The following is a 25,026-nucleotide window of genomic DNA, read 5'->3' on the forward strand; positions in this document are numbered from 1 at the left end:
CCCCTTAACATTATTGGTTTTGGCAGGGTTGTGGATAACGTGCTTTACGTTCCAGATCGTCGAGGTCGATGTGGTTACGCATGTACTGCTGACTGGCGTCCACCAGCGGCTGGTGATCCCAGCTCTTCAACTTGCCGAGGGTCAGCGCCTCGGCCACGAAGCGTCGGCGCCGCTGGCTTGCGAGCACCTGCTGGTGAATCGCCGGGATGTTCCATTTGGCCCGCGCTTCGGCGAGAAAATCGTCGAACAACTGGCGATGTTGCGGCGAATGACTGAGTTCTTCCTGTTCGCGAGGGTCATTCTGTACGTCGAAGAGTAGGCAAGGGTCGTCTTCGCTGTAGATGAATTTATAGGCACCGCGGCGGATCATCATCAACGGGCTGACGGTGCCTTCGGCCATGTATTCACCAAACACTTCATCATGGCCGCCCTGCCCTTGCAGGTGCGGAACCAGCGAGCGGCCGTCCAGTGGCAAGCCCGGTTCCAGCGAGCCGCCGGCCAGTTCGACGAATGTCGGCAACAGGTCTGCCGTGGAAACACTGGCGCTGACCCGGCCGGCGCCGAACTGCCCCGGTGCGCTGACCAACAGCGGCACCCGTGCGGCCATTTCATACCAGTGCATTTTGTACCAGAGGCCGCGCTCACCGAGCATGTCGCCGTGGTCACCGGAAAACACGATGATGGTGTCATCGATCAGCCCGGTATCTTCGAGTGTTTGCAGGAGTTTGCCGACGTTGCTGTCGATATAGCTGCACGCGCCGAAATAGGCGCGACGGGCATCGCGGATCTTATCCACAGGCAGTGGCTTGTCCCACAGGTCGTAGACCTTGAGCAGACGTTGCGAGTGCGGATCGAGGTCATGCGGGTCCGGGATTGTAGGCAGCGGGATATCGGCATCGTCGTACAAATCCCAGAAAGCCTTGGGAATGGTGTACGGATCGTGCGGGTGAGTCATCGAAACGGTCAGGCAGAACGGCTGGTCGCCATCCTCGCGGATATGATCGAACAGGTACTGCTGGGCCTTGAACACCACCTCTTCGTCGAAATCCAGTTGATTGGTGCGTACGCAAGGGCCGGCCTGCAGCACCGACGACATGTTGTGATACCAGGTCGGGCGCACGTCCGGTTCATCCCAGTTCACCGCCCAGCCGTAGTCGGCCGGGTAGATGTCACTGGTGAGGCGTTCTTCGTAGCCATGCAGTTGGTCTGGCCCGCAGAAATGCATCTTGCCCGACAGGGCTGTGCGGTAGCCGAGGCGGCGCAAGTAGTGGGCGTAGGTCGGTACGTCAGCGGGGAAATCGGCGGCATTGTCGTAGGCACCGATCTTGCTCGGCAACTGGCCGCTGACCAGGGTGAAGCGCGACGGCGCGCACAGGGGGCTGTTGCAATAAGCCGAGTCGAACACCACGCCTTGTGCGGCGAGGCGGCTCAGATGAGGCAGTTTGATGGGCGATGGGCCGTAGAACGGCAACATTGGCGCGGCCATTTGATCGGCCATGATGAAAAGAATGTTCTTGCGCTTCATGTGATCGCGGCATTCCATAGTGGATGTTTATGCGAGAGTGCTGGCTTTGAGAATGAAACCCCCGCACCTTGCGGTAAAGCCCATACGCGGCAATGACTAGGATAAGCACAGCTTATGTATGACGCCCTTGGTGACCTGTCACTGGATCTGCTTCGCGCCTTCGAAGCGGCGGCCCGTCAGCGCAGCTTCACAGCGGCGGCGGTTGAACTGGGTACCACGCAACCGGCCATCAGCCAGCAGATCAAGCGCCTGGAAGAACAACTGGCAACACGCCTGTTCGACCGCATTTATCGCGGAATCGAATTGACAGAGGCTGGGCAGATACTTTTTGAGCAGGTTCAGCTCGGTTTGCAGAATATAGACGCAGGATTGAACGCAATCAGCGCACAGCAACAGCATGAAGTGCTGCAGGTGGCCACGGATTTTGCCTTCGCTGCCTATTGGTTGATGCCGCGCCTACACCGCTTTCACGCGGCCAATCCGCAGGTGGATGTCAGCCTGGTCACCAGTGAACGCAGCCATAACATGCTACGTACCGATATCGATGTGGCGGTGCTGTTCGGCGATGGACGCTTCAAGCAGGGTGAAAGCCATTGGCTGTTCAGCGAAGAAGTGTTTCCGGTGTGCAGCCCGCAGTTGTTGAGCGAGCGTCCACTGCCCTTGCCAGCCCAGGCATTGCTGGAGTTTCCTTTGTTGCACCTGCGTGGGGAACACAGCAGTAACTGGTTCGACTGGAGTGGTGTGTTCCGCGAACTGGGCATCACTTCGCCACCGGCGCCCGGGCAGTTGCGCTTCGATAATTACACCTTGCTGATTCAGGCGGCGATTGGCGGCCAGGGCGTGGCCATCGGCTGGCGCCACCTTGTGGATAACTTGCTGGCGCAAGGGTTGTTGTGTCGACCGATCGGCGAAACGGTGATGTCGAGACTGGGTTACTACGTGGTTCTGCCCCAGCGCAAAAGACGCGGAGCATTGATCCAGCAGTTTGTGGATTGGTTGATGGCGGAACAGGCCAGCAGTGCGCAATCGCTCAACGGCCTGACGCTGCCGTCCATTGCGGTTTAACTGTCGGTTGCGATGAAGTTGACGTGCTCGCCGATGTGCAGGTTCAGGTGCAATTCATCGGCAATGCCCACGGCAGTGCGGGCCAGCCGTTTGAGCGGTTCAGCCAACCCCGGTTCGGGGTTGCCACCGATGTTGGCAAAGTGTTCGATGGTCAGCCCTGGTACCCCGCGCGGTTCGTTAACCAGCGTCCATTTCAAAGGACTGCTTTGCAGTGCCTCGCGGATTTCCTCGGCGGCGTGACGTTGCAAGCTATCCTCGGTTTCCGGGTCGTCCAGCACGTCGAAATCACCCACCAGAAACAATCGGGCGATGTTTGCTGCCTGCATGCCATCGATGAGCGCATCCACTGCCAGCACCTGCTCGACCGGGCCGGGCACGATGGTTTTTTCCACGTGTTCGCTATTGAGCGGTAACCCTGGTGCGTCCAGTAAGCAGATAACCACTGAACTGCCGGCCACACTCTGCTTGACCCGTTGCGCGTCGAACAGGTCGCCAGTCTTGGTGCGCAGCCCCGGACGGGGTGCCAGCGCCGTCAGTTCATCGAGAATCGCGATCACTTCATGCTGGCGTCGCAGCATTTCGGCTATCAGCGCGCTGCCCAGGCTACTCATGGCACCATAAAGCACTACTTTCACGAGGGGGGTTTCGGCATTTTTCATGGCTGGGCTTCCTGTTTTCCAGCGTCTATATAACGTGAGACCCGCAGGAAACGGCGAGGGTTCGAACAGCTTTCAGAGGGATTCAGATGCAGCAGATAACGGGCTACCACGCCCACGTTTATTTCGATGCCAACACGATCTCGCAGGCGCGGGCCTTATGTGAACGGGCGGCGCAATTGTTTCCATTGAAAATGGGCCGCGTGCACGAGCGCCCGGTCGGTCCGCACCCGGACTGGAGCTGCCAGTTGGCGTTCGAACCGCAGGTGCTGGGCGACGTTCTGCCGTGGCTGGCGCTGAACCGCAAGGGGTTGGTGGTGTTCCTGCACCCGGACACCGGCGACGATTTGCTTGACCACACCGAGCACGCGATCTGGATGGGCGCGATTCGGCCGCTGGACCTGTCTGTTTTTTGATCAGGGTTTTTCTTCAGCCTCACCGGGCAAATGTTCGTCCAGATGCAGCCACGGCAAGCGGCTGTCGGTCCAGATGTGCCGCTCGGCTGGTGCTTGCTCAGGATGGTCGAGGGTGGCGATGGTCAAGTCGATGCTTTCCGGGCTTAGTTGCGTCGCTAGTGCCAGTTGCGCCCCACAGTGGCCGCAGAAATATCGTGCACAGGTGGATGAAGAATCGTACCGCGACGGCGTCCCGGCCAGCCATTGAAAGGCGGATGCCGGCACGGTTATCCAGGTAGTCACGATGCCGCCGCTGACCCGTCGGCAAATCGAACAATGACAGTGGGCGATATCGTGCAGCGGCCCGCTGAATTGATAGCGCAGTTGCCCGCAATGGCAGCCGCCGGTGTGAAGTTCGCTCATGTTCAACCTCCCGCCCTGTGTTCAGGGACTTGAAACCCAATCCGACGATCGGTTGCACATCCGGTCCTTGCTTTCATTGGCGAAAGCTGGCTGAAAGCTTCCCCGATTAGGATCGCCCCCACTACCGGCAACAGACCGGTTGGCCAATGCCAGCGTTTTATCGCTCGCACAGCCCATTTAACAACAACAATGGTGATTCTGATGTCCTCTTCCATCCGCCGCTTCGCTGCAACTCCGCCCGTACGTCTCGTGCTTCCCGTTCTGCGCTGATCCCGCCTGATCCGCCCATTCCCTAGCCGCGCTACGCCTGGAGTATTCCCATGCTGACTTTCCTTGGCTTCGCCATGGTCATCACGTTCATGTTCCTGATCATGACCAAGCGCCTGTCCGCGCTGATCGCCCTGATCATCATTCCAATCATCTTTGCCCTGTTCGGTGGTTTTTCGCCGAAGATCGGTCCGATGATGCTCGAAGGCATTACCAAGCTGGCGCCAACCGGCGTGATGCTGATGTTCGCTATCTTGTACTTCGCCCTGATGATCGACTCCGGCCTGTTCGACCCGGCCGTGCGCAAGATCCTCAAACTGGTCAAGGGCGACCCGCTGAAAGTTTCGGTCGGCACCGCCGTTCTGGCGCTCGTTGTCTCCCTCGATGGTGACGGCGCGACCACTTATATGATCTGCGTGGCCGCCATGCTGCCGCTCTACAGCCGTATCGGCATGAGCCCGCGAATCATGGCCGGCCTGATCATCCTCGCCGGTGGCGTGATGAACATGACCCCATGGGGTGGCCCGACCGCTCGCGCCGCCAGTGCGTTGCATGTGGATCCGTCCGACATCTTCGTACCGATGATTCCTGCGATGCTGGCTGGTGTGGTGGCGATCCTGGTCATTGCCTACTTCTACGGCAAGCGTGAACGTGCACGCCTGGGTGAACTGCACCTGGTGGGCGAGGAAATCGACCACAGTGAAATCAGCGTTTCGCAGTTCCCGGATGCCCGTCGTCCGAAGCTGATCTGGTTCAACGGCGCCCTGACCCTGGCCCTGATGTGCACCCTGATCGCCGGCCTGCTGCCGTTGCCGGTACTGTTCATGGTGGCGTTCAGTATCGCCATGATCGTCAACTATCCTTGCCTGCAACAGCAGAAGGATCGCGTCGCGGCTCACGCCGGTAGCGTACTGGCGGTGGTCGGGTTGATCTTTGCGGCCGGTATCTTCACCGGTATCCTGACCGGCACCGGGATGGTCGACGCCATGTCGAAGAGCCTGTTGGCGGTGATTCCGGACTTCCTCGGCCCGTACCTGGCAGTGATCACGGCGTTGGTAAGCATGCCGTTCACTTTCTTCATGTCGAACGATGCATTTTATTACGGCGTGTTACCGGTACTTGCCGAAGCCGCCAGCCATTACGGTATAACCGCAGTGGAAATGGCACGTGCCTCGATCGTCGGTCAGCCCGTCCACTTGTTGAGCCCGCTGGTTCCATCGACCTACCTGTTGGTGGCCCTGGCTGGCATCGACTTCGGTGACCACCAGCGCTTCACCCTGAAGTGGGCAGTGCTGGTTTGTATCTGCATACTGATTGCTGCACTGCTGTTGGGGACTTTCCCGGTGTTCAGCACTCTATAAGCCCAAGACTCACCACTTCGGGTCCAGGCTTCGCTGTTTGAAGCCCGGGCCCGTTTTGGTTTAACAATCGCTCAAAGGAATACACATGGAATGGCTGACCAACCCTGAAATCTGGGTTGCCTTCTTCACCCTGACCGCCCTGGAAATCGTCCTGGGTATCGATAACATCATCATGATTTCGATCCTGGTCAGCCGCATGCCCAAACACATGCAGGCGCGCACCCGGATTTTCGGTCTGGCGCTGGCCATGATCACGCGAATCCTGCTTCTGCTGTCGATCACCTGGGTCATGCGCCTGACGGCGGACCTGTTCGTAGTATTCGGCCAGGGTATTTCCGGACGCGACCTGATCCTGTTCTTCGGTGGTCTGTTCCTGTTGTGGAAAAGCTCGCAAGAGATGTACCACGCGCTGGAAGGTGAAGACGAAACCAACGAAGAGCCTTCGGGCAAGGGCGGCAACTTCCTCTACACCATCATCCAGATTGCGATCATCGACATCGTGTTCTCCCTGGACTCGGTGATCACCGCAGTCGGCATGGTCTCTCACGTACCGGTCATGGTCGCGGCAATCATCGTAGCCGTACTGGTGATGATGTGGGCATCTGGCACCATCAGTGAGTTCATCGACAAGCATCCATCGCTGAAGATGCTGGCGCTGTCGTTCCTGCTGATCGTCGGTACGGTGCTGATTGCCGAATCCCTGGACGTGCACGTGCCAAAAGGCTACGTCTACTTCGCCATGGCGTTCTCGCTGGCGGTGGAAGCGATCAACATCAGGATGCGCACCGCCATCGCGAAAAAGAAGAAACAGCAGGATCCGGTAAAGCTGCGCAAGGACATTCCGGGCCAGTAACCCGGTAGCGGTCAATACGCAAAACCTGTGGGAGCGAGCTTGCTCGCGATGGTGGTCTGTCAGTCAACACCCATGTTGAACCTGATGGCCTCATCGCGAGCAAGCTCGCTCCCACAGTGCTTTGTGTGGCTGGAAGATCGCTCTTTTCATGACAGTTTTGTTTCAATCGCGTCTTTGGCTATGCGATGCTGGCGCGCAGACCGTTAGCCAACTACAGCTTAAGTACAGAACGTAGAACGTCACGCGGTACCGTCAACTTGCTCCTTTGGGGCGCTACACCACAGGGGGTCATTATGCTCACCCTGCTCAATTTGCTTTCTGCCGTGGCCCTGCTGATCTGGGGCACGCACATCGTCCGAACCGGCATCCTGCGGGTCTACGGCACCAACTTGCGCCATGTCATCAGCCATAACATGTCCAACCGCTGGCTGGCTTTCCTATCCGGGATCGCCGTGACGGCGATGGTTCAGAGCAGCAACGCCACCGCCATGCTGGTCACCTCCTTTGTCGGCCAGGGCCTGATGGCGCTTACGCCAGCGTTGGTCACCATGCTCGGTGCCGATGTCGGTACGGCCCTGATGGCGCGGGTGCTGACGTTCGATCTGTCGTGGTTGTCGCCGTTGCTGATTTTTGCCGGGGTGATTTTCTTTCTGTCGCGCAAGCAGACTCGACTCGGACAGATGGGCCGTGTCGCCATTGGCTTGGGGTTGATCATTCTGGCGCTGCAACTGATTGTTGAAGCCGCGCACCCGATTACCCATGCCAAAGGGGTGAAGGTGATTTTCGCCTCGCTCACCGGCGATATCCTGCTCGATGCCCTGGTCGGCGCGCTGTTCGCGATGCTTTCCTATTCCAGCCTGGCCGCTGTATTGCTCACCGCGACCCTGGCGGGCGCCAGCGTGATCAGCCTGCCGGTGGCCATCGGGCTCGTGATCGGCGCCAATATCGGCAGCGGCGTACTCGCCTTCCTCAGCACCAGCATGCAGAACGCCGCCGGGCGCCAAGTGGCGCTGGGCAGCCTGCTGTACAAACTGATTGGTCTTTTACTGATCATTCCAGTGCTCGATCCGCTGGTGCACTGGCTCGATGGCCTGGATTTCAGCCCTCAGGAAATGGTCATTGGCTTTCACCTGCTCTACAACATCGCGCGTTGCCTGATCTTGCTGCCCAGTGTTGGGCCGATGGCCAGGTTTTGTGCCTGGGTGCTGCCGGAGCGCCCGCTAGCCAACGGTACGGCCAAGCCCCGACACCTTGACCCCACGGCGTTGGTCACCCCCGGTTTGGCGCTGGCCAACGCAGCCCGGGAAACCCTGCGCATAGGCGACCTGATCGACAACATGCTCGAAGCCATGCTCGACGTGTTGCGCGGAAAGCAAACCGCCGTCACCCAGGAAATGCGGCGCCTGACCGACGATGTCGAAGCGCTCTACAGCGCGATCAAGTTGTATCTGGCGCAAATGCCCCGGGAAGATCTCAGCGATCAGGACAGCCGACGCTGGGCGGAAATCATCGAACTGGCGATTAACCTGAAACTGGCCAGCGACTTGATCGAACGCATGCTGCGCAAGGTCCAGCAGCAGAAAACCTCGCAGCGCCGGTCGTTTTCCGAGGTGGGGCTGGACGAATTGACCGGACTGCAAACTCAGTTGATTTCCAACCTGCGGCTCGGGATGTCGGTGTTTCTCAGTGGCGACCCGGAAAGTGCCCGCCAGTTGGTGCGTGAAAAACGTCGTTTCCGCGCACAGGAACGGCGCCTGGCTCACGCTCATGTCAGCCGCTTGCAACGTAAAATCGTGCAAAGTATCGAAACCAGTTCGTTGCACCTGGAGCTGATCGCCGACATGAAGCGTCTTAATTCGCTGTTTTGCAGCAGTGCCTACGTGGTGCTGGAAACATCGGACACAGGTGCGCTGGTGGTCGACGATTTGAGCGACATCACTCATTCACCCTGAACGTCCAGAGTTGGCTGAAGTCTGTTGAACTTAGGCTAGCCGTATGGAAGCTTGTTATGCGTTGTCTGTTGTTCGCCTGCCTGTTGCTTGGTTCATTCCCGTCATTCGCCTTGGATCGCTTCCAGGTTGAGGGCTACACCCTGCGCAACGGTTTGCAGTTGCTGCTCAAGCCCGGCACTGACCACGGGCATGTGGCGATCCGGCTGGTGGTCGGCGTTGGCCTGGACGATTTCAAGTGCGAAGAAAAGGAGTTGCCGCATCTGCTGGAACACTTGTTGTTCAGCGGTATCGACGCCAGCGGCGAAGGCGGCCTGGAAGAAAGCATGCAGGCTCTGGGCGGCGAGTGGAACGCGTTCACCAGTAATGCCGATACGACTTTCGTCATCGAAGCCCCGGCGAAAAACCAGCGCAAGGTGCTCGACCTGTTGCTGGCGCTGCTGACCCAGACCCGCTTCGATGACAGCGCCATCAAAGCGGCCAAGCAAGTGGTCGAGCGTGAAGACGGCGGCCACTACTCGCACCTGCAACGCTGGCTCGATCGTCAGGACCTCGGCCACACGGCCAGCAAACAACTGGCCGTGGAGTTGGGCCTCAAATGCCCGGAGCGTGCGCAAGTCGATGACCTGACCCGTGAACAACTGGAGCAGGTGCGCAAGGACTGGTATGCGCCGAACAACATGACCCTGATCGTGGTCGGCGACCTCGACAAGTTGCTGCCAGCCTATCTGGAGCGGGCGTATGGCGCGCTGGAAGCGATCACCCCTGGCGAGCATCCGCCGCTGCCGCAAATCCAGGCCAGCGCCACCCATGAGCGCACCTTGACCCACAGTCTGGTCGGCAACGGCGCCAAGTTGCACTGGCTGGTGCCGGAGCCGGTACTGGAGGATGGGCACGATGAAACCTTCGATTTGCTCAAGGACTATCTGGATTGGGCGCTTTATCGCCAGTTACGCCTGGCTCACGGTTTGTCCTACGGCCCGTGGGCGGAGCGCGAGGTGTTCGGAGGCGTAGGTTTCATGAGCCTCAACGCCGACCTTGAGCGCGACGCCGTGGCCGATGCCGAACAAGTACTCGAGGACCTGAAGGCCGGCCTGCTCAAGGACGGCCTCAATGCCGACACCTTCAACCGCCTCAAGCAGGCCGCGATTGCCCGCCAGGCCTGGGCCGTACAAGGCAACAGCGCGTTGGCCGACTACTACTGGAGCGCGATCGGTAACTACGAGGACGGTCACTTCACCAACCCGGCCCGGGAGCTGCAAGGGGTGACCCTGGAAGAAGCGAACAAGGCCGTGCGCGAATTGCTCCTGCAACCGGGGTATTTGCGGATCGAGAAGCCTTTGTTCAGTTATGACCAGTTGATGTGGCTGGTGGTCGGTGGGGTGGGCTTGATTGTGTTGATGTTGGTGGGCTGGCGTTTGCACCGCAGGAAGTAACCATTCCATGTGACAACGGACTGAGAGGCCTTGCCGGTTCCCTGTGGGAGCGAGCTTGCTCGCGATAGCGGATTGTCAGCCGCCGAAAATGTTGGATGTGCCGGCCTCATCGCGAACCCTCGCCACAGCGCCGCACCAGCGGTACCCTGTCGAGGTTTTTTCCTACGACGACTGTGAAACCAACGAATGCAAAACCTATCCCTTTTCGTACAGCGCATCCTTGATTTGATGAAGCGGTACCCTGGGGTCATTGCGCTCTTTGGTTTCATCTCCGGGGTGGGCAGTTTCATTCTGGTCGATCGCCAGCAAGGCCTGGCGAGCTGGATCACCACCATCATGCTGATCAGCTGGATCTGGCTGATGCTGGAAAACAGCCTGACCAAGCTGTTCACGCGCATCTTCAAGCGCGAAATACCTGAACCGTTGTTGCGTTACGCAACGCAGATGATCCATCAGGAAAGCCTGTTCTTTGTCCTGCCGTTCTTCTTCATCACCACGACGTGGAACAGCGGCCAGTTGTTTTTCACCGGGTTGCTGGGCGTCGCGGCGCTGATTTCGATCGTCGACCCGCTCTACTACAAGTGGCTGGCCCCACGGCGCTGGGCGTTTCTGGCCCTGCACACTCTGACCCTGTTCGCCGCGCTGCTCACCGCATTGCCGGTGATCATGCACCTGACCACCGCGCAAAGTTTCAAATGGGCACTGGGTATCTCGGTGCTGCTGTCGTTCCCGAGCCTGGCGTCGATCTTCCCGATTCGTACCCTGCGCAATGCGCTGGCGATCTTGAGTATCACCCTGGGCATCGGCGCCGTTGGTTGGGAGCTGCGCTCGTGGGTGCCGCCGGCGACGCTGTGGATGACCGATGTAGCCATCAGTACGCAAATGCAGGATCGTACACCTGGCGCCAGCCTCGACGAAGTCAGCGCCGAACAGATCCGTAATGGCGGGCTTTACGCGTACACGGCGATCAACGCCCCGCGTGGCCTGGACGAACGGATTTATCACGTCTGGAAGTTCAACGGTAAAGAAGTCGACCGCATTCCCCTGGATATTCGTGGCGGGCGCAAGGAAGGTTACCGGGCCTGGACCCACAAGCAGAACTTCCCGGGCAACCCGGCCGGTAAATGGCAGGTTAGGGTCTTGACCGAAGATGGCCAGGTCATTGGCGTGCTGCGCTTCAAAGTCACGGACAGCACAGCGATCAAAGAAAAGTAGTCCGGTTCGTGCTATTACGTAGAACTGCGTAATCACTGAACAAGCACGGAGCTTATGATCAGCAGCACGATGGCCGGCAACGCCCGATTGGACTCCTCGATTACCCCTGCGCGGTTGCGGGTGACGGGCGACTGGACGCTTGCCCATTACGCTGACCTCAAGCTGTTGAGCGAAAAACTTCACGGCCAGTACGACGCCAACACCCCCATCGACCTCAATGGTCTCGGTGCCCTTGACACCGCCGGTGCCTCGCTGTTGGTCGAGTTGCTCGGCTCCGAGCGCCTCGGTCGTTCTGCCGAACATCCTGATTGCACACTCTCTGCCGCTGATCGGGCGTTGCTGCAAACCGTCTACTGCTCGTTGACCGATTTCTGCGTACCGATCAAGGAACCGGAAGTCAGCGTTTCCATTCAATTGCTGACCCGCATTGGCCGCGCGGTGAACGCTGTCTGGCAGGACACCCTGCAACTGCTGGGTTTCATCGGCCTGATCATCGAAACCATCGTCCGCGGCCTGTTCCGTCCCAAGCGATGGCGCGTCACGCCGATGATCGCCCATATCGAACAGACTGGTCTCGACGCCGCCCCCATCGTTGCGTTGCTGACTTTTCTGGTGGGCGCCGTGGTGGCGTTTCTCGGGTCGACGGTGCTGGCCACTTTCGGCGCCACCGTCTTCACCGTGGATCTGGTGGGGTTTGCCTTCCTGCGCGAATTCGGTGTGCTGCTGACCGCGATCCTGATGGCCGGGCGCACCGCCAGTGCGTTCACGGCGCAAATCGGTTCGATGAAGGCCAACGAAGAAATCGACGCCATCCGCACGCTGGGCCTCGATCCCGTGGAGTTGCTGGTGGTGCCGCGGGTCCTGGCGTTGCTGATCGCCCTGCCGATGCTGACCTTCCTGGCGATGCTGTCAGGGATTATCGGCGGTGCCGTGGTCTGCGCGGTGGCGCTGGATATCTCGCCAGCGATGTTCCTGTCGCTGCTGCAAACGGACATCGGCGTTCAGCACTTCCTGGTGGGGATCGTCAAAGCGCCGGTGTTCGCCTTCCTCATCGCCGCCATTGGTTGTCTCGAAGGCTTCAAGGTCAGTGGCAGCGCTGAGTCTGTGGGCGCGCACACCACGTCGAGTGTGGTGCAATCGATTTTCGTGGTGATCGTGATGGATGCGATCGCCGCGATGTTTTTCATGGAGATGGGTTGGTGAGTCGTATCCCCAGAGCGCCCTCCGAGGCGGTGATTGAAGTCCGTGGGCTGTGCAACCGCTTCGGAAGCCAGAGCGTGCACGAGAACCTCGACCTGGATTTGTACAAGGGCGAGATTCTCGCCGTGGTCGGCGGCTCCGGCAGCGGCAAGTCGGTGCTGCTGCGCAGTATTGTCGGGTTGCGCCAGCCCAGCGAAGGCGTGGTGAAAGTTTTCGGGAAAAACCTGCCGACCTTGTCCGAACACGAGCGCTCGCGGGTGGAGCGGCGATTCGGCGTACTGTTCCAGAAAGGCGCGCTGTTCTCTTCACTGACGGTGACCGAGAACGTCGCCCTGCCGCTGATCGAACATGCCGGCTTGAGCCGCAACGACGCCGAGCACCTGGCGGCGGTGAAAATGGCTCTGGCCGGGTTGCCGCTGTCGGCCGCAGAGAAGTACCCCTCGTCGCTGTCCGGCGGCATGATCAAGCGCGCTGCGCTGGCCCGGGCATTGGCACTGGACCCGGACATACTGTTTCTCGACGAACCCACCGCCGGTCTCGACCCGATCGGCGCCGCCGCGTTCGACCAATTGATCCTGACCCTGCGCGATGCTTTGGGCCTGAGTGTCTTTTTGGTGACCCACGACCTCGACACGCTCTACACCATCACTGACCGGGTGGCGGTGCTGGCGCAGAAAAAAGTGCTGGTGGCGGACGCCATCGACAAGGTTTCGGAAACCGACGATGCGTGGATTCACGAATACTTCCATGGCCCTCGTGGCCGCGCGGCATTGACGGCCGCCCAACAGCTCAACGAGGTCTGACATGGAAACCCGAGCCCATCATGTATTGATCGGCCTGTTCACCGTGATTGTGGTGACGGCTGCGCTGCTGTTCGGCCTGTGGCTGGCCAAGTCCAGTGTCGACACCGAGTTCAAGGACTACGAGGTCGTGTTCAACGAGGCGGTCAGCGGTTTGTCCAAGGGCAGTTCGGTGCAGTACAGCGGGATCAAGGTCGGTGACGTGATCTCGCTACGCCTGGACCCGAAAGACCCGCGCCGGGTGCTGGCGCGAATTCGATTGGCCGGCGATACCCCGGTCAAGGAGGACACCCAGGCCAAACTGGCCCTGACCGGCGTCACCGGGACTTCGATCATCCAACTCAGCGGCGGCACACCACAGAGCCCGACGCTCAAGGGCAAGGACGGCAACCTGCCGACCATCGTCGCCTCTCCCTCGCCCATCGCCCGGCTGCTCAATGACAGCGAAGACCTGATGGCCGGGGTGAGTACGTTGATGCATAACGCCAATCTGATGTTCTCCACGGAAAACATCGAGCGTATCAGCAACACCCTGGAGCACCTGGAGCAAACCACCGGGGCCATTGCCGATCAGCGCGGCGATATCCGCCAGGCCATGCAGCAACTGGCCTCGGTGGGCAAGCAGGCCAACACCATGCTGGAGCAGACGACGGTGTTGATGCGCAATGCCAACGGGCTGCTCAACGAGCATGGCAAGGAAGCGCTGGGCAGCGCCGAGCAGGCGATGAAGTCGCTGCAGGAGAGCAGCGCCACCCTCAACAAACTGATCACCGCCAATCAGGATTCGCTCAACAGCGGCATGCAAGGCCTTAATGGCCTGGGCCCGGCGGTCCGTGAAATGCGCGAAACCCTGAGTTCGTTGCGCACCATTACCACACGCCTGGAAGCCAACCCCAGCGGTTACCTGCTGGGCAGTGACAAGACCAAGGAATTTACGCCATGAAGCTGATTCGGATTGTCCTCCTCGCTGGCTTCACATTGATCAGTTCGTGCTCGATCCTGCCCAAGCCCGAACCCTTCGAGGTCTATCGATTGCCGTCGGCCCAGAGCGCATCGGCCAGCCATGGCACGCCGCAGCGCTGGTCGCTGCGCCTGAGCAAATTCCAGTCCAGCGAAGCGTTGAACAGTCCGAGCATTGCCGTAATTCCCCAAGGCGATGTGATCAGCCACTACAAGGGTTCACGCTGGAGCGACCCGGCGCCGGTGCTGGTGCGCAATCGCCTGCTGGAAGGTTTCCAGCATGACGGGCGGGTGCCGCTGCTGAGCACCGATGACAGCATTTTCCAGACCGATCTTGAATTGGGCGGCAGCCTGCAGTCGTTCCAGACTGAATACCAGGGCATGAATGCCAGCGCGGTCGTGCGTCTGGATGCATTGCTGGTGCGCAGTTACGACCAGCGCATCCTCGCCAGCCGCCGCTTTGAAGTGCGCCAGCCACTCAGCGATGTGCAGGTCCCGGCGGTGGTGGCCGGGTTCGGTCAGGCGAGTGATCAGTTGACTGTGCAGGTGGTGAGCTGGGCGGTTGAGCAAGGACAGAAACTCGCCCCGCCGCCCAGACCTTGAGGACTTGCGCAGTCCTGTGGGAGCGAGCTTGCTCGCGATGACTGAGGCACCTTCACAATCAATGTGCCTGACACACCGCTATCGCGAGCAAGCTCGCTCCCACAGTTGATTTGTGTCGGCCTGATCAGCTCGGCAAAAACGCCTGATGCAACTCTTCCAGCGTCTCAAAGTGATACGCCGGCGCTTCGGCGCTCAACTCTTCATGGCTGCCGAACCCGTAACCTACCGCCGCCGCGTCCAGGCCATTGCTGCGCGCGCCGATCAGGTCGTGCTTGCGGTCGCCGATCATCAAAGTGTTGGCCGGGTCCAGGTTTTCTTCGGCCATCAGGTGAGCGATCAGCTCGACCTTGTTGGTCCGGGTGCCGTCCAGTTCGCTGCCGTAAATCACCTTGAAGTGTTTGGCAAAGTCGAAATGCCGGGCGATTTCCCGGGCGAACACCCACGGTTTCGAGGTCGCGATGTACAGCCGTCGTCCTTGTCCGCCCAGGGTCTCCAGTAGTGGCGTGACACCATCGAACACCCGGTTTTCGTAGAGGCCGGTGACCTTGAAGCGCTCGCGGTAGAAATTCACCGCTTCCCAGGCCCTGGCTTCATCGAAGTCGTAGAACTGCATGAATGCCTGCAACAACGGCGGGCCGATGAAGTGTTCGAGTCTGGCCAGGTCCGGCTCATCGATACCCAGTTTGCTCAGGGCGAACTGGATCGAACGAGTAATGCCCTCACGTGGGTCGGTCAGGGTGCCATCGAGGTCGAACAAAACGGTTTGGTAATGCATGTCGAATCCTGAGTAAGGGGCCGGGTCAAAGCTGGTCGTAGCCTTCGGCCAGATGCAGGTCCTTGAGCTTCACGTAGTTCGCCGCGCTGTAGGTGAAAAACGCGCGTTCCTTGTCAGTCAGCGGGCGGATCTGCTTCACCGGGCTGCCCACATACAGAAAGCCGCTTTGCAGATGCTTGCCCGGCGGCACCAGGCTGCCGGCACCGATGATCACCTCATCGTCGACCACCGCACCGTCCATGACGATGCTGCCCATGCCGATCAACACCCGGCTGCCCACCGAACAGCCATGCAGCATGACCTTGTGGGCGATGGTCACGTCATCGCCGATCAGCAACGGGAAGCCATCGGGGTTGAACGGGCCGGCGTGGGTGATGTGCAGCACGCAGCCATCCTGCACGCTGGTGCGCGCGCCGATGCGGATGCGGTGCATGTCGCCACGGATCACCGTCAGCGGCCAGACCGAGCTGTCTTCGCCGACCTCAACGTCGCCGATCACCACCGCCGAGCTGTCGACAAAAGCGCCTTTACCCAGCAGCGGCGTATGGTTCTGATACTTGCGAAGGTTCACGATAGGGTTTCTCTCTATTGCTGATAGCTGCGGTGAACGTCGATTGTAATTAAGATGGCTGCATGTTTCTCCAGCCAAGGTATCAACCGTGAGCGTGAACAACCCTCTTTTGCAGTCCTATGACCTGCCGCCGTTCTCCGCCATCCGCGCCGAACACGTACAACCGGCCATTGAACAGATCCTGGCTGACAACCGTGCCGCTATCGTCGAGATCCTCAAGACCCAGGTCAAACAGCCAACGTGGGCTGGCCTGGTGCTGGCGATGGACGAACTCAACGACCGTCTGGGCGCCGCCTGGAGCCCGGTCAGCCACCTCAATGCCGTGTGCAACAGCGCCGAACTGCGTGAAGCCTACGAGTCGTGCCTGCCGGCCTTGAGCGCCTATTCCACTGAAATGGGTCAGAACCGCGAACTGTTCCAGGCTTTCGAAGCCCTGGCCAGCAGCCCGGAGGCCGCCGGTTTCGACGTGGCGCAGAAAACTATCCTGGAACACTCCCTGCGTGACTTCCGTCTGTCGGGTATCGACCTGCCGGAAGCCGAACAAAAGCGTTACGCCGAAGTGCAGAGCAAGCTGTCCGAGCTGGGCAGCCGTTTTTCCAACCAGTTGCTCGATGCCACTCAGGCCTGGACCAAGCACATCACCGATGAAGCCGCCCTCGCCGGCCTGACCGATTCGGCCAAAGCGCAAATGGCCGCCGCGGCTCAGGCCAAGGATCTGGACGGCTGGCTGATCACTCTGGAATTCCCGAGCTATTACGCGGTGATGACCTACGCCCAGGACCGCGCATTGCGTGAAGAAGTCTACGCCGCGTACTGCACCCGGGCGTCGGACCAGGGGCCGAATGCCGGCCAGAACGACAACGGCCCGGTCATGGAAGAAATCCTCGACCTGCGTCAGGAACTGGCAAAACTCTTGGGGTTCAGCAGTTTTTCCGAGTTGAGCCTGGCGACCAAAATGGCCGAGTCCAGCGATCAGGTGCTCAGTTTCCTGCGCGACCTGGCCAAGCGCAGCAAACCGTTCGCTGCCCAGGATCTGGAACAGCTCAAGGCTTACGCCGCCGAACAGGGCTGCCCGGATCTGCAAAGCTGGGACAGCGGTTTCTACGGCGAAAAACTCCGTGAACAGCGTTACAGCGTCGCTCAGGAAGCCCTGCGCGCCTACTTCCCGATCGACAAGGTACTCAGCGGTCTGTTCGCCATCGTCCAGCGCCTGTACGGCATCGAGATTGCCGAGCAGAAAGGCTTCGACACCTGGCACCCGGATGTTCGCCTGTTTGAAATCAAGGAAAACGGCCAGCACGTCGGCCGCTTCTTTTTCGACCTCTATGCTCGCGCCAACAAGCGTGGCGGCGCCTGGATGGATGGCGCCCGCGACCGTCGTCGCACCGCTGGCGGTGTATTGCAAAGCCCGGTGGCCAACTTGGTGTGCAACTTCACCCCGGCCGACAGCGGCAAGCCTGCGCTGCTGACCCACGACGAAGTCACCACCCTGTTCCACGAGTTCGGTCACGGCCTGCATCACCTGCTGACTCGCGTCGAGCATGCTGGCGTGTCCGGCATCAACGGCGTGGCTTGGGATGCGGTCGAGCTGCCGAGCCAGTTCATGGAAAACTGGTGCTGGGAGCCGGAGGGCCTGGCGCTGATTTCCGGTCATTATGAAACCGGCGAACCGCTGCCTCAGGACCTGCTCGGAAAGATGCTTGCGGCGAAAAACTTCCAGTCCGGCCTGATGATGGTGCGCCAACTGGAGTTCTCGCTGTTCGACTTCGAACTGCACGCCACCCACGGCGACGGCCGCAGCGTGCTGCAAGTGCTTGAAGGCGTGCGTGACGAGGTTTCGGTGATGCGTCCGCCGGCCTACAACCGCTTCCCCAACAGTTTTGCGCACATCTTTGCTGGCGGTTACGCCGCGGGTTACTACAGCTATAAGTGGGCTGAAGTGCTGTCGGCCGATGCGTTCTCGAAGTTCGAAGAAGAAGGCGTGCTCAACGCCGACACCGGTCGTGCGTTCCGCGAAGCAATCCTGGCCCGTGGCGGCTCCCAGGAGCCGATGGTGCTGTTCGTCGACTTCCGTGGTCGTGAGCCATCAATTGACGCACTCTTGCGCCACAGCGGCCTGAGTGAGGGCGCTGCAGCATGAGTGAGGGACCTGTGATTACGAAAAAACGCTTTATCGCCGGGGCGGTCTGCCCGGCATGCAGCGAGCCGGACAAATTGATGATGTGGAATGAAGACCAGGTCCCGCACCGAGAGTGCGTGGCCTGCGGTTACTCCGACACACTCAATGAGCAAGGGCTGTCGGTGCCCAAGGAGTTGGGTACGCGGGTGAACACCAGCGCCCCAAAACCTGCCGACACCAAGGTTCAGCCGGTTCAGTTCTTCCCGAATCCGAAGCTGAAGAAAAAGCCTGACGAACAAAACTGAGTGAAAAAAGCCCCCCGTTGCGCAATGCAGCGGGGGCTTTTTTTATTCGATGTGAGCGGACTTGAACCAGCTCTTCATTGAACACGCAGCGAATGGGCTGGTGCTGCAATCGCCATTGGCCAGGGCCGTGCGCAGTTTTTCCACGTCGGCCTGCATCATGTAGCGAATTCCGTCCTTGAAGTGGGTGCTGTCGCCAAAGCCGCCCTGGGTCATTTCATTCAGGGCCTCCTCCTTGGTCCAGCCCTGGATGACAGTCCGGTACATTGCGGCCATCAGGCCGGTACGGTCGGAACCGTGTTTGCAGTGCATCAGCACCGGGCCTTTGGCTTCGGCGGACCGAATGGCGCGCAAGGCCTTGAGCACATCGGCGTCATCCACATGGTTGGTGCGATAAGGCAGTTGTACTTGCGTGATGCCTGGCGCGGACAACCAACTGGAGTCTGCTTCGGGCAGGAAATTGATCACAGTGCCCACCTTGAGTTTCTCCAGCAGCGGCACCGCGCCCTTGTCCGGCAAGGCGCTGCGATAGAGCGTCGGCGACATCTGGAAGAGGTTGTATTGCTTCTCTATCTGTTGAGCCCAGTCTGCTGGACGCTGCATCACACTGTCGTCAGCAAGTGCCGGTGTCAGGTTAGCGAGCACAACCAGCGACAAGCATATTGCAGATAAAAAACGTGGAAAAAGCATGCTTGAGCGACCGTTCAGAAAGGGACGGGAAGATGGTGGCAAGGATTAGCCATGCACGGTCAAAGGCCTGTGAGCTGACTGTCAAAGAATCGTGAAGTCTGCGCTCAGGTTATAGTTTCAGTTTGATGAAGGATTTGAGCAGCTCGTTCAGTCCGACCCCATAGTTAAACACCTGTCCAGTTAAAGGGTTGCGCTTGCGACCTTCAAAAGACGAGCCGGCATTCGCAGATTTAGTCTCGTACACACCGAGGCTATACAGTTGATGATCATCTTCGTCAATTTCAAATTCCTCAACGTCTACTCGAAGCTCGGGTGATTCAGCAGGAAGACGATAAAGGTACGCTATGCCCTCTGGAGTAATTATTTGTTGATGATAAAAAGCGAGTGCAAGTTGTGTAAGGGCGGCAATGTCCTTTTCGTCGATGCCATTGTCTGGAGTGACATTGATATCGGACCAAGGATCAAAATCGAGCTTTGAAGTCTTGCCTTCGTCTTTTATATGGAGTGTCACTGATGGAGCGCTTGCGAGAATATCAGCGAATTGCTCCATTGTTTTGTTCGGATACTCGCCTGCCCTTATTAGCTTGATGATTACCTGCACACCTTTCGTCGTTTCTATCTGTTGTAGATAAACACCGGTTTTTATGAGCATTGACATTTTTATCTTCCAGGCTGTCTGGAATGCATGCGGGAGCCCGCATGCATTCGGCAATAGCACTTTCCAGTGATCGGAAAGTCAGGGCTCAGGGATTGACGATACTGGCATAAGCCTTCGCCAGCGCCTGTAACTTGGCTTTGTCGTCGGCACCGATGGTTCCGTCTCCATCGACATCCTTGCCCACGCTCCGGATGCTGAAAGAGTTGCCAAGGTCGGTGGAAGTGGCTGTGTAGTAAGTTGAGTCGACCAGTTTCTCAATTTGAATTTCATTTTCCTCATCCCAACTCAGCTCTTTGCGAGCCAGTTGCAAAGAAACCAGGGTGTTGGGTTCCGAAGGGCTTGGTTGCATGAGTTGAAGGAAAATACCGCGCTGATTAAAGAAAGACATTAATAAATCCTTTTATTTGATTGCTGTTGAGAGTATTGCCTGTTGGGTTGAATATACGGGTGGGTATTGAATCCAACCACTGACTATATGTTTCCTTAGTTTTCTGATTATTAATGAACAAGTAAGCATCATGATGCCCCTTTGTCAGATGAGGGGCTGAGCGGTACTGGTCAACAGGCAGTGGGTCGGTTACTGTATGGATATACAGATCAAGGAGTCCGCCGATGGTAAGCTCTCTGCCTCCCCGCGGCCGCGGCACCGCAACCAACCCGCATAACCGCTTTGCCGCCAGCCATTCGGTGGTTGAGGATGACGGCTGGTATCAGGAAGTACCGCTCACCCAGGGCACCGAGGTGAGCATTGAAACGGCGAAAACCATCATTACCCGCAACACGTCACCGGACTTGCCCTTCGATCGATCAATCAATCCCTATCGCGGTTGCGAGCATGGCTGCATCTACTGCTACGCGCGGCCAAGCCATGCCTATTGGGACATGTCGCCCGGGCTGGATTTCGAGACAAAGCTGATCGCCAAGACCAACGCTGTGGATGTGTTGGAGCAACAACTGTCCAAACGCGGCTATCAATGTGCGCCGATCAACCTCGGCTCCAACACCGACCCCTATCAGCCGATCGAGCGTGAGTACAGGATCACCCGGCAAACCCTCGAAGTACTGCTGCGATATCGTCATCCCGTGACCATCGTCACCAAAGGCTCGCTGATCCTTCGCGATTTGGACCTGCTGACCGAACTTGCACAGCAAAACCTGGTGGCGGTGATGATCAGCCTGACCACCCTGGACGACGAACTCAAACGCATCCTTGAACCCCGCGCCGCAGCGCCCAAGGCCCGGTTGCGGGCGATCAGGGTCATGCGCGAGGCGGGCATTCCGGTGGGCGTCCTGTGTTCACCGATGATTCCGATGATCAACGACAGCGAACTCGAAAGCCTGCTCGCCGAGGCTCACAGCGCCGGAGCACAAAGCGCCGCCTACATGATGCTGCGTCTGCCGCTGGAAGTGGCGCCGCTGTTCGAAGAATGGCTGGGAGCCCACTATCCGCAACGGGCGGCGCATGTGCTGAGCCTGATTCGCCAGAGCCGTGGCGGTGAACTCTACGACAGCCGCTTTGGCGCTCGAATGCGCGGCGAAGGTCCCTTCGCCGACCTGCTGGCACAGCGTTTTGCCAAAGCCATCAAGCGCCTGGGGCTCAATCGCCGGGAAGGCTTTGACCTGGACTGCGATGCCTTTTGTCCGCCCGGTCGCCAAATGTCGTTGATTTGAGGACAATTGGCCTATGGTTGAGTACTGAGGATCGCGCTCGCGTCTTAGGCTGGTCACGTTTTTTGTGACCTGTAACACGCATTCTAGAGCGTTTTATTCAGTTTCAATTAAGATTCGGCCGCTACCTTGTTCATCGAGTGACTGATGGGTCGAGATGTTTGGCCTGGATGTTTTTTAACCAGCCACTGGCTTCACACCGGACCACACGGGATGACTCCCTGAGCCCGCTAATGAGGATGAATTGATGAGTGACAAGGATAAACAGCCGTTGGCTGCGTCGGCTTCAGCCCAACCCGAGGCCGAAACCGCCGATGCAGCGTTGCAGCATATCGTTGACGGCTTTTTGCATTTTCATCATGAGGTCTTTCCTCAACAGGAAGAGCTCTTCAAGAAACTCGCCACGGCCCAGCGGCCACGAGCGATGTTCATCGCCTGCGCCGATTCGCGCATCGTTCCCGAGTTGATTACCCAGAGCTCCCCCGGCGACTTGTTCGTGACCCGTAACGTCGGCAACGTCGTGCCGCCTTACGGGCAAATGAACGGTGGTGTTTCCACGGCCATCGAGTACGCCGTACTGGCTCTTGGGGTGCATCACATCATCATTTGCGGGCATTCCGACTGCGGCGCCATGCGCGCGGTGCTCAACCCGGACAGTCTGGAAAAAATGCCCACTGTCAAAGCCTGGCTGCGTCATGCCGAAGTGGCCAAAACCATGGTGCAAGAGAACTGCAACTGCTCTAGCGAAAGCGAAAGCATGCACATCCTCACTGAAGAGAATGTGATCGCCCAGTTGCAGCATCTGCGCACCCATCCGTCGGTGGCTTCGCGTATGGCCAACGGTCAGCTATTTATTCACGGCTGGGTCTACAACATCGAAACCAGCGAAATCAAAGCGTACGACGCCGATCAAGGCTGTTTCCTGCCGCTCAATGGCAGCCTGCCAATTCCCGTGGCGACGCCCAAAGCGCGCTTCTAAATCCTCCTAAATCGTTGTGTGGTTCAGCCGAGGCTGCCGTTCAGGCAGCCTGGCTTTGCCATGCCTGAAGAAAAATTTCGGGAGACTCACCATGCGTGCTGCTCGACTCAAAGCTGTTCTGCCACGGGAGCTGCTGGCTTCGGTGGTTGTGTTTCTGGTCGCCCTGCCTCTGTGCATGGGCATCGCGATTGCTTCGGGGCTGCCGCCGGCCAAAGGCCTGATCACCGGCATCATCGGTGGTCTGGTGGTCGGCTGGTTGGCCGGTTCGCCACTGCAAGTCAGCGGACCGGCGGCGGGCCTGGCCGTTCTGGTATTCGAATTGGTCCGCCAGCACGGCATCGCCATGCTCGGGCCGATACTGTTGTTGGCAGGTTTGCTGCAACTGGTGGCTGGCCGATTGAAGCTGGGCTGCTGGTTTCGAGTGACGGCACCCGCAGTGGTGTACGGCATGCTGGCCGGGATTGGCGTGCTGATCATCCTGTCTCAGGTGCATGTGATGCTGGATGCCGTGCCCAAACCTTCGGGTCTGGATAACCTGGCAGCCTTCCCGGCGGCGCTCTCTCTGGCGTTGCCCACGTTTGGCTGGCAAGCCGGGTTGCTCGGTTTGTCGACAATCGCCGTCATGTGGCTATGGGATAAATTCCGTCCGCAATCCCTGCGTTTCGTTCCTGGTGCGCTACTGGGCGTCGGTCTGGCCACGCTTGCCAGCCTGATGCTGGCGTTGCAGGTCAAACGGGTTGAGGTTCCGGCCAACCTGACGGAGGCCATCGACTGGCTCAAGCCAGCGGATCTGCTCAACCTGGCTGATCCGACCTTGCTGATCGCGGCGTTTGCCGTGGCTTTCATCGCGAGCGCCGAAACGTTGCTTTCAGCCGCCGCGGTTGATCGTATGCACAGTGGTCAGCGCTCGGACTTCGACCGGGAATTGTCGGCGCAAGGTATCGGCAACATGCTGTGTGGCTTGCTTGGAGCGTTGCCGATGACCGGCGTTATCGTACGCAGTTCGGCGAATGTTCAGGCTGGCGCAACCACGCGGTTTTCGACCATTTTCCACGGCTTGTGGTTGTTGGCGTTCGTACTGTTGCTATCCAGCGTGCTGCAAAGCATTCCGGTGGCGAGCCTGGCGGGCGTGCTGGTGTACACCGGTTTCAAGCTAGTGGATCTCAAGGTATTCCGTGGTTTGGGCCGGTATGGTCGGGCGCCGATGTTCACCTATGCGGCAACCGCGCTCGCCATCGTTTTCACGGACCTGCTGACTGGCGTATTGATTGGCTTTGGCCTGACGCTGGTGAAACTGGCGCTGAAAGCTTCGCGGTTGAAAATCAGCCTGATCGACCTGCCTCAGGAAGGGGAAATGGAGTTGCGCCTGGTGGGCGCGGCGACCTTCCTCAAAGTGCCGGCGTTGACCAAGGTGCTGGGTAGTATTCCACCAGGCGCGACGGTGCATGTGCCGCTTAATAACCTGAGCTACATCGATCATTCGTGTCTGGAGCTTCTGGAGGAGTGGGGGCGGGCGAATGCGTCCAAGGGTTCGAAGCTGTTGATTGAATCGCGGGGATTGAAGCGCAGACTCGAGGGGCGGGTGCGAACGAATACCGGCATAGGGGCGGCCGGGTAGATAACAGTGTGGGAGCGAGCAAGCCCGCTCCCACAGGGGGTGTTTACCGGTGGATCAAGCCGCCGGTTGATCCAGTTCCAGGCCTACGCCCAAACGGCGGGACATGCACGGCCAGCGTTTCCACGCGGCGCCGGTGTCCGGGCTGTTGAGCTTCTCGCGGTAGGCTTCCACGGACTCCAGTGCGAAGGTCTCGTCGTTGAGCATCTCGTCGATGGCGTGATGCACGACCTCGTCCAGTTGGTTGGCGAACGGCTCACCGATCAATTGGTGAGCAATCAGATTAGCGACAGTCATGTCCAAGGGGATCAGTGGCTGGCCAAGATGCTTGATGTACAGGTCGTTGACCTCTTCGACAAACCGGTGCGCCAGATAGGCTTCATCCAGCAGACTGTCGAGTCCGGCATGGCCGGCCATGATGACTGGCGGCTGGAGGAAGTACTGCTCGGCGATTTTCAGCACCGGTTTGATCTGTGACTCAATGCCCGCTTCCCTGGCGACTTCATTGGCTGCATCCAGCAGATCAGGCACTTCTTCGATGTAGGCGGCGACAAATCGCGTCAGTACGCCTTTGGTATCGGCCTCCGGCAATTGGATCGCCGGGTGCAGATGAGACAGTTTGCTTTCCAGTTGACGCGCCAGCAGACCGGTCTCGGCTTCGTGTTGTTTGGCTGTTTGGATCTGCTCGCGCAATGCGGCGGTGTTCATGAAAACTCCAGGAAACAAGGCAATGAAATAGGGAAGACATAACTTAGCTGGCTTACGAAAAATGCTAAGACGCATTTGTCATAATTATTTCATCCTTGAGACGGTCCCGTTATATCGGTTTGCCACCACTCGTCTGCATCCTTCTCCATTCGTGCCCTGCAACGCAAGTTAATGCTGTTTCAGATCATTTACGCCTTCGCATTGCGAGGTGAGAGTCGCTGTCTATACTCGGG

The 25,026-nt window shown here is 58.9% G+C and carries 25 protein-coding genes; 16 read left to right on the forward strand and 9 right to left on the reverse strand.

The window, feature by feature from the left end; genetic code table 11:
• Nucleotides 1–10: 10 nt before the first annotated feature.
• Nucleotides 11–1,525 (reverse strand): choline-sulfatase, encoded by a 1,515-nt coding sequence (betC, locus tag AC3WTM_RS03360; protein WP_102669499.1) that lies wholly within the window; start codon nt 1,523–1,525, stop codon nt 11–13.
• Between the two features lie 114 nt (nt 1,526–1,639).
• Here betC and AC3WTM_RS03365 point away from each other — a divergent pair, with 114 nt between their 5' ends.
• Nucleotides 1,640–2,590, forward strand: coding sequence for a choline sulfate utilization transcriptional regulator (locus tag AC3WTM_RS03365; protein ID WP_102669500.1), 951 nt, complete (start codon nt 1,640–1,642; stop codon nt 2,588–2,590).
• Here AC3WTM_RS03365 and AC3WTM_RS03370 read toward each other — a convergent pair.
• Complete coding sequence (locus tag AC3WTM_RS03370; protein WP_102669501.1) at nt 2,587–3,249, reverse strand: NAD(P)-dependent oxidoreductase; 663 nt, start codon at nt 3,247–3,249, stop codon at nt 2,587–2,589. The genes AC3WTM_RS03365 and AC3WTM_RS03370 overlap by 4 nt on opposite strands.
• An 86-nt stretch (nt 3,250–3,335) precedes the next feature.
• Here AC3WTM_RS03370 and AC3WTM_RS03375 point away from each other — a divergent pair, with 86 nt between their 5' ends.
• Complete coding sequence (locus AC3WTM_RS03375; protein ID WP_057712632.1) at nt 3,336–3,662, forward strand: DOPA 4,5-dioxygenase family protein; 327 nt, start codon at nt 3,336–3,338, stop codon at nt 3,660–3,662.
• Here the strand turns inward: AC3WTM_RS03375 and AC3WTM_RS03380 are convergent, their stop codons facing one another.
• Nucleotides 3,663–4,064 carry a GFA family protein gene (locus AC3WTM_RS03380; protein WP_102669502.1) on the reverse strand — a complete coding sequence of 134 codons (402 nt, stop codon included), beginning with the start codon at nt 4,062–4,064 and terminating at the stop codon, nt 3,663–3,665.
• Between the two features lie 320 nt (nt 4,065–4,384).
• Here AC3WTM_RS03380 and AC3WTM_RS03385 point away from each other — a divergent pair, with 320 nt between their 5' ends.
• From AC3WTM_RS03385 to AC3WTM_RS03425, 9 genes are all read left to right on the forward strand, one after another.
• Nucleotides 4,385–5,692 carry a CitMHS family transporter gene (locus AC3WTM_RS03385; protein WP_102669503.1) on the forward strand — a complete coding sequence of 436 codons (1,308 nt, stop codon included), beginning with the start codon at nt 4,385–4,387 and terminating at the stop codon, nt 5,690–5,692.
• A gap of 85 nt (nt 5,693–5,777) precedes the next feature.
• A complete protein-coding gene (locus AC3WTM_RS03390; RefSeq protein ID WP_102669504.1) occupies nt 5,778–6,545 on the forward strand; it encodes a TerC family protein in 768 nt (255 codons plus the stop codon).
• 293 nt (nt 6,546–6,838) lie between these two features.
• Nucleotides 6,839–8,497: a Na/Pi cotransporter family protein gene (locus AC3WTM_RS03395; protein WP_102669505.1), complete on the forward strand. Its 1,659-nt coding sequence runs from the start codon at nt 6,839–6,841 to the stop codon at nt 8,495–8,497.
• Nucleotides 8,498–8,553: 56 nt separating this feature from the next.
• Nucleotides 8,554–9,930, forward strand: a complete 1,377-nt coding sequence (locus AC3WTM_RS03400; protein WP_102669506.1) for a M16 family metallopeptidase — start codon at nt 8,554–8,556, stop codon at nt 9,928–9,930.
• Nucleotides 9,931–10,116: 186 nt separating this feature from the next.
• Nucleotides 10,117–11,145 (forward strand): DUF5924 family protein, encoded by a 1,029-nt coding sequence (locus AC3WTM_RS03405; protein ID WP_102669507.1) that lies wholly within the window; start codon nt 10,117–10,119, stop codon nt 11,143–11,145.
• 54 nt (nt 11,146–11,199) lie between these two features.
• Entirely contained in the window at nt 11,200–12,348 is a 1,149-nt protein-coding gene (locus AC3WTM_RS03410) for an ABC transporter permease (RefSeq protein WP_102669508.1), read from the forward strand.
• The gene (locus tag AC3WTM_RS03415) at nt 12,345–13,148 is read left to right on the forward strand and encodes an ABC transporter ATP-binding protein (RefSeq protein WP_102669509.1); all 804 of its coding nucleotides are present in this window, start codon (nt 12,345–12,347) and stop codon (nt 13,146–13,148) included. The genes AC3WTM_RS03410 and AC3WTM_RS03415 overlap by 4 nt, the downstream gene beginning before the upstream one ends.
• 1 nt (nt 13,149) lies before the next feature.
• Nucleotides 13,150–14,088 carry an MlaD family protein gene (locus AC3WTM_RS03420; protein ID WP_102669510.1) on the forward strand — a complete coding sequence of 313 codons (939 nt, stop codon included), beginning with the start codon at nt 13,150–13,152 and terminating at the stop codon, nt 14,086–14,088.
• Nucleotides 14,085–14,708, forward strand: coding sequence for an ABC-type transport auxiliary lipoprotein family protein (locus AC3WTM_RS03425; RefSeq protein ID WP_102669511.1), 624 nt, complete (start codon nt 14,085–14,087; stop codon nt 14,706–14,708). Before AC3WTM_RS03420 ends, AC3WTM_RS03425 begins: the two co-directional genes overlap by 4 nt.
• Nucleotides 14,709–14,832: 124 nt before the next feature.
• On the opposite strand, the gene AC3WTM_RS03430 is transcribed toward AC3WTM_RS03425, so the two are convergent.
• Both AC3WTM_RS03430 and AC3WTM_RS03435 read right to left on the reverse strand, forming a co-directional pair.
• Nucleotides 14,833–15,483 (reverse strand): HAD family hydrolase, encoded by a 651-nt coding sequence (locus AC3WTM_RS03430; RefSeq protein WP_102669512.1) that lies wholly within the window; start codon nt 15,481–15,483, stop codon nt 14,833–14,835.
• 25 nt (nt 15,484–15,508) lie between these two features.
• On the reverse strand, nt 15,509–16,054 hold the full coding sequence (locus AC3WTM_RS03435) for a gamma carbonic anhydrase family protein (RefSeq protein ID WP_102669513.1): 546 nt from the start codon (nt 16,052–16,054) through the stop codon (nt 15,509–15,511).
• An 88-nt stretch (nt 16,055–16,142) separates the two neighbouring features.
• On the opposite strand from AC3WTM_RS03435, the gene prlC reads away from it, so the two are divergent.
• Together prlC and AC3WTM_RS03445 are read left to right on the forward strand one after the other, a co-directional pair.
• Nucleotides 16,143–18,194 (forward strand): oligopeptidase A, encoded by a 2,052-nt coding sequence (prlC, locus tag AC3WTM_RS03440; RefSeq protein WP_102669514.1) that lies wholly within the window; start codon nt 16,143–16,145, stop codon nt 18,192–18,194.
• Nucleotides 18,191–18,478, forward strand: a complete 288-nt coding sequence (locus AC3WTM_RS03445) for a YheV family putative zinc ribbon protein (RefSeq protein WP_057712619.1) — start codon at nt 18,191–18,193, stop codon at nt 18,476–18,478. Before prlC ends, AC3WTM_RS03445 begins: the two co-directional genes overlap by 4 nt.
• A gap of 42 nt (nt 18,479–18,520) precedes the next feature.
• Here AC3WTM_RS03445 and AC3WTM_RS03450 read toward each other — a convergent pair whose 3' ends face one another.
• The 3 genes from AC3WTM_RS03450 to AC3WTM_RS03460 form a co-directional block, all read right to left on the reverse strand.
• Nucleotides 18,521–19,165 carry a phosphatase domain-containing protein gene (locus AC3WTM_RS03450; RefSeq protein ID WP_207238421.1) on the reverse strand — a complete coding sequence of 215 codons (645 nt, stop codon included), beginning with the start codon at nt 19,163–19,165 and terminating at the stop codon, nt 18,521–18,523.
• A gap of 109 nt (nt 19,166–19,274) precedes the next feature.
• Nucleotides 19,275–19,823, reverse strand: coding sequence for a hypothetical protein (locus tag AC3WTM_RS03455; protein WP_102669515.1), 549 nt, complete (start codon nt 19,821–19,823; stop codon nt 19,275–19,277).
• A gap of 85 nt (nt 19,824–19,908) precedes the next feature.
• The gene (locus tag AC3WTM_RS03460; protein WP_102669516.1) at nt 19,909–20,211 is read right to left on the reverse strand and encodes a hypothetical protein; all 303 of its coding nucleotides are present in this window, start codon (nt 20,209–20,211) and stop codon (nt 19,909–19,911) included.
• Between the two features lie 224 nt (nt 20,212–20,435).
• Here AC3WTM_RS03460 and AC3WTM_RS03465 point away from each other — a divergent pair, with 224 nt between their 5' ends.
• From AC3WTM_RS03465 to AC3WTM_RS03475, 3 genes are all read left to right on the forward strand, one after another.
• On the forward strand, nt 20,436–21,494 hold the full coding sequence (locus tag AC3WTM_RS03465; RefSeq protein WP_102669517.1) for a PA0069 family radical SAM protein: 1,059 nt from the start codon (nt 20,436–20,438) through the stop codon (nt 21,492–21,494).
• Nucleotides 21,495–21,738: 244 nt separating this feature from the next.
• Nucleotides 21,739–22,470, forward strand: coding sequence for a carbonic anhydrase (locus tag AC3WTM_RS03470; RefSeq protein WP_102669518.1), 732 nt, complete (start codon nt 21,739–21,741; stop codon nt 22,468–22,470).
• Between the two features lie 91 nt (nt 22,471–22,561).
• Entirely contained in the window at nt 22,562–24,088 is a 1,527-nt protein-coding gene (locus AC3WTM_RS03475; protein WP_102669519.1) for a SulP family inorganic anion transporter, read from the forward strand.
• A gap of 54 nt (nt 24,089–24,142) precedes the next feature.
• Here AC3WTM_RS03475 and AC3WTM_RS03480 read toward each other — a convergent pair whose 3' ends face one another.
• Nucleotides 24,143–24,793, reverse strand: a complete 651-nt coding sequence (locus AC3WTM_RS03480) for a hypothetical protein (RefSeq protein WP_102669520.1) — start codon at nt 24,791–24,793, stop codon at nt 24,143–24,145.
• Nucleotides 24,794–25,026: the final 233 nt, after the last annotated feature.

It is taken from the genome of Pseudomonas sp. EU05-FHT14B02 (assembly GCF_058791055.1).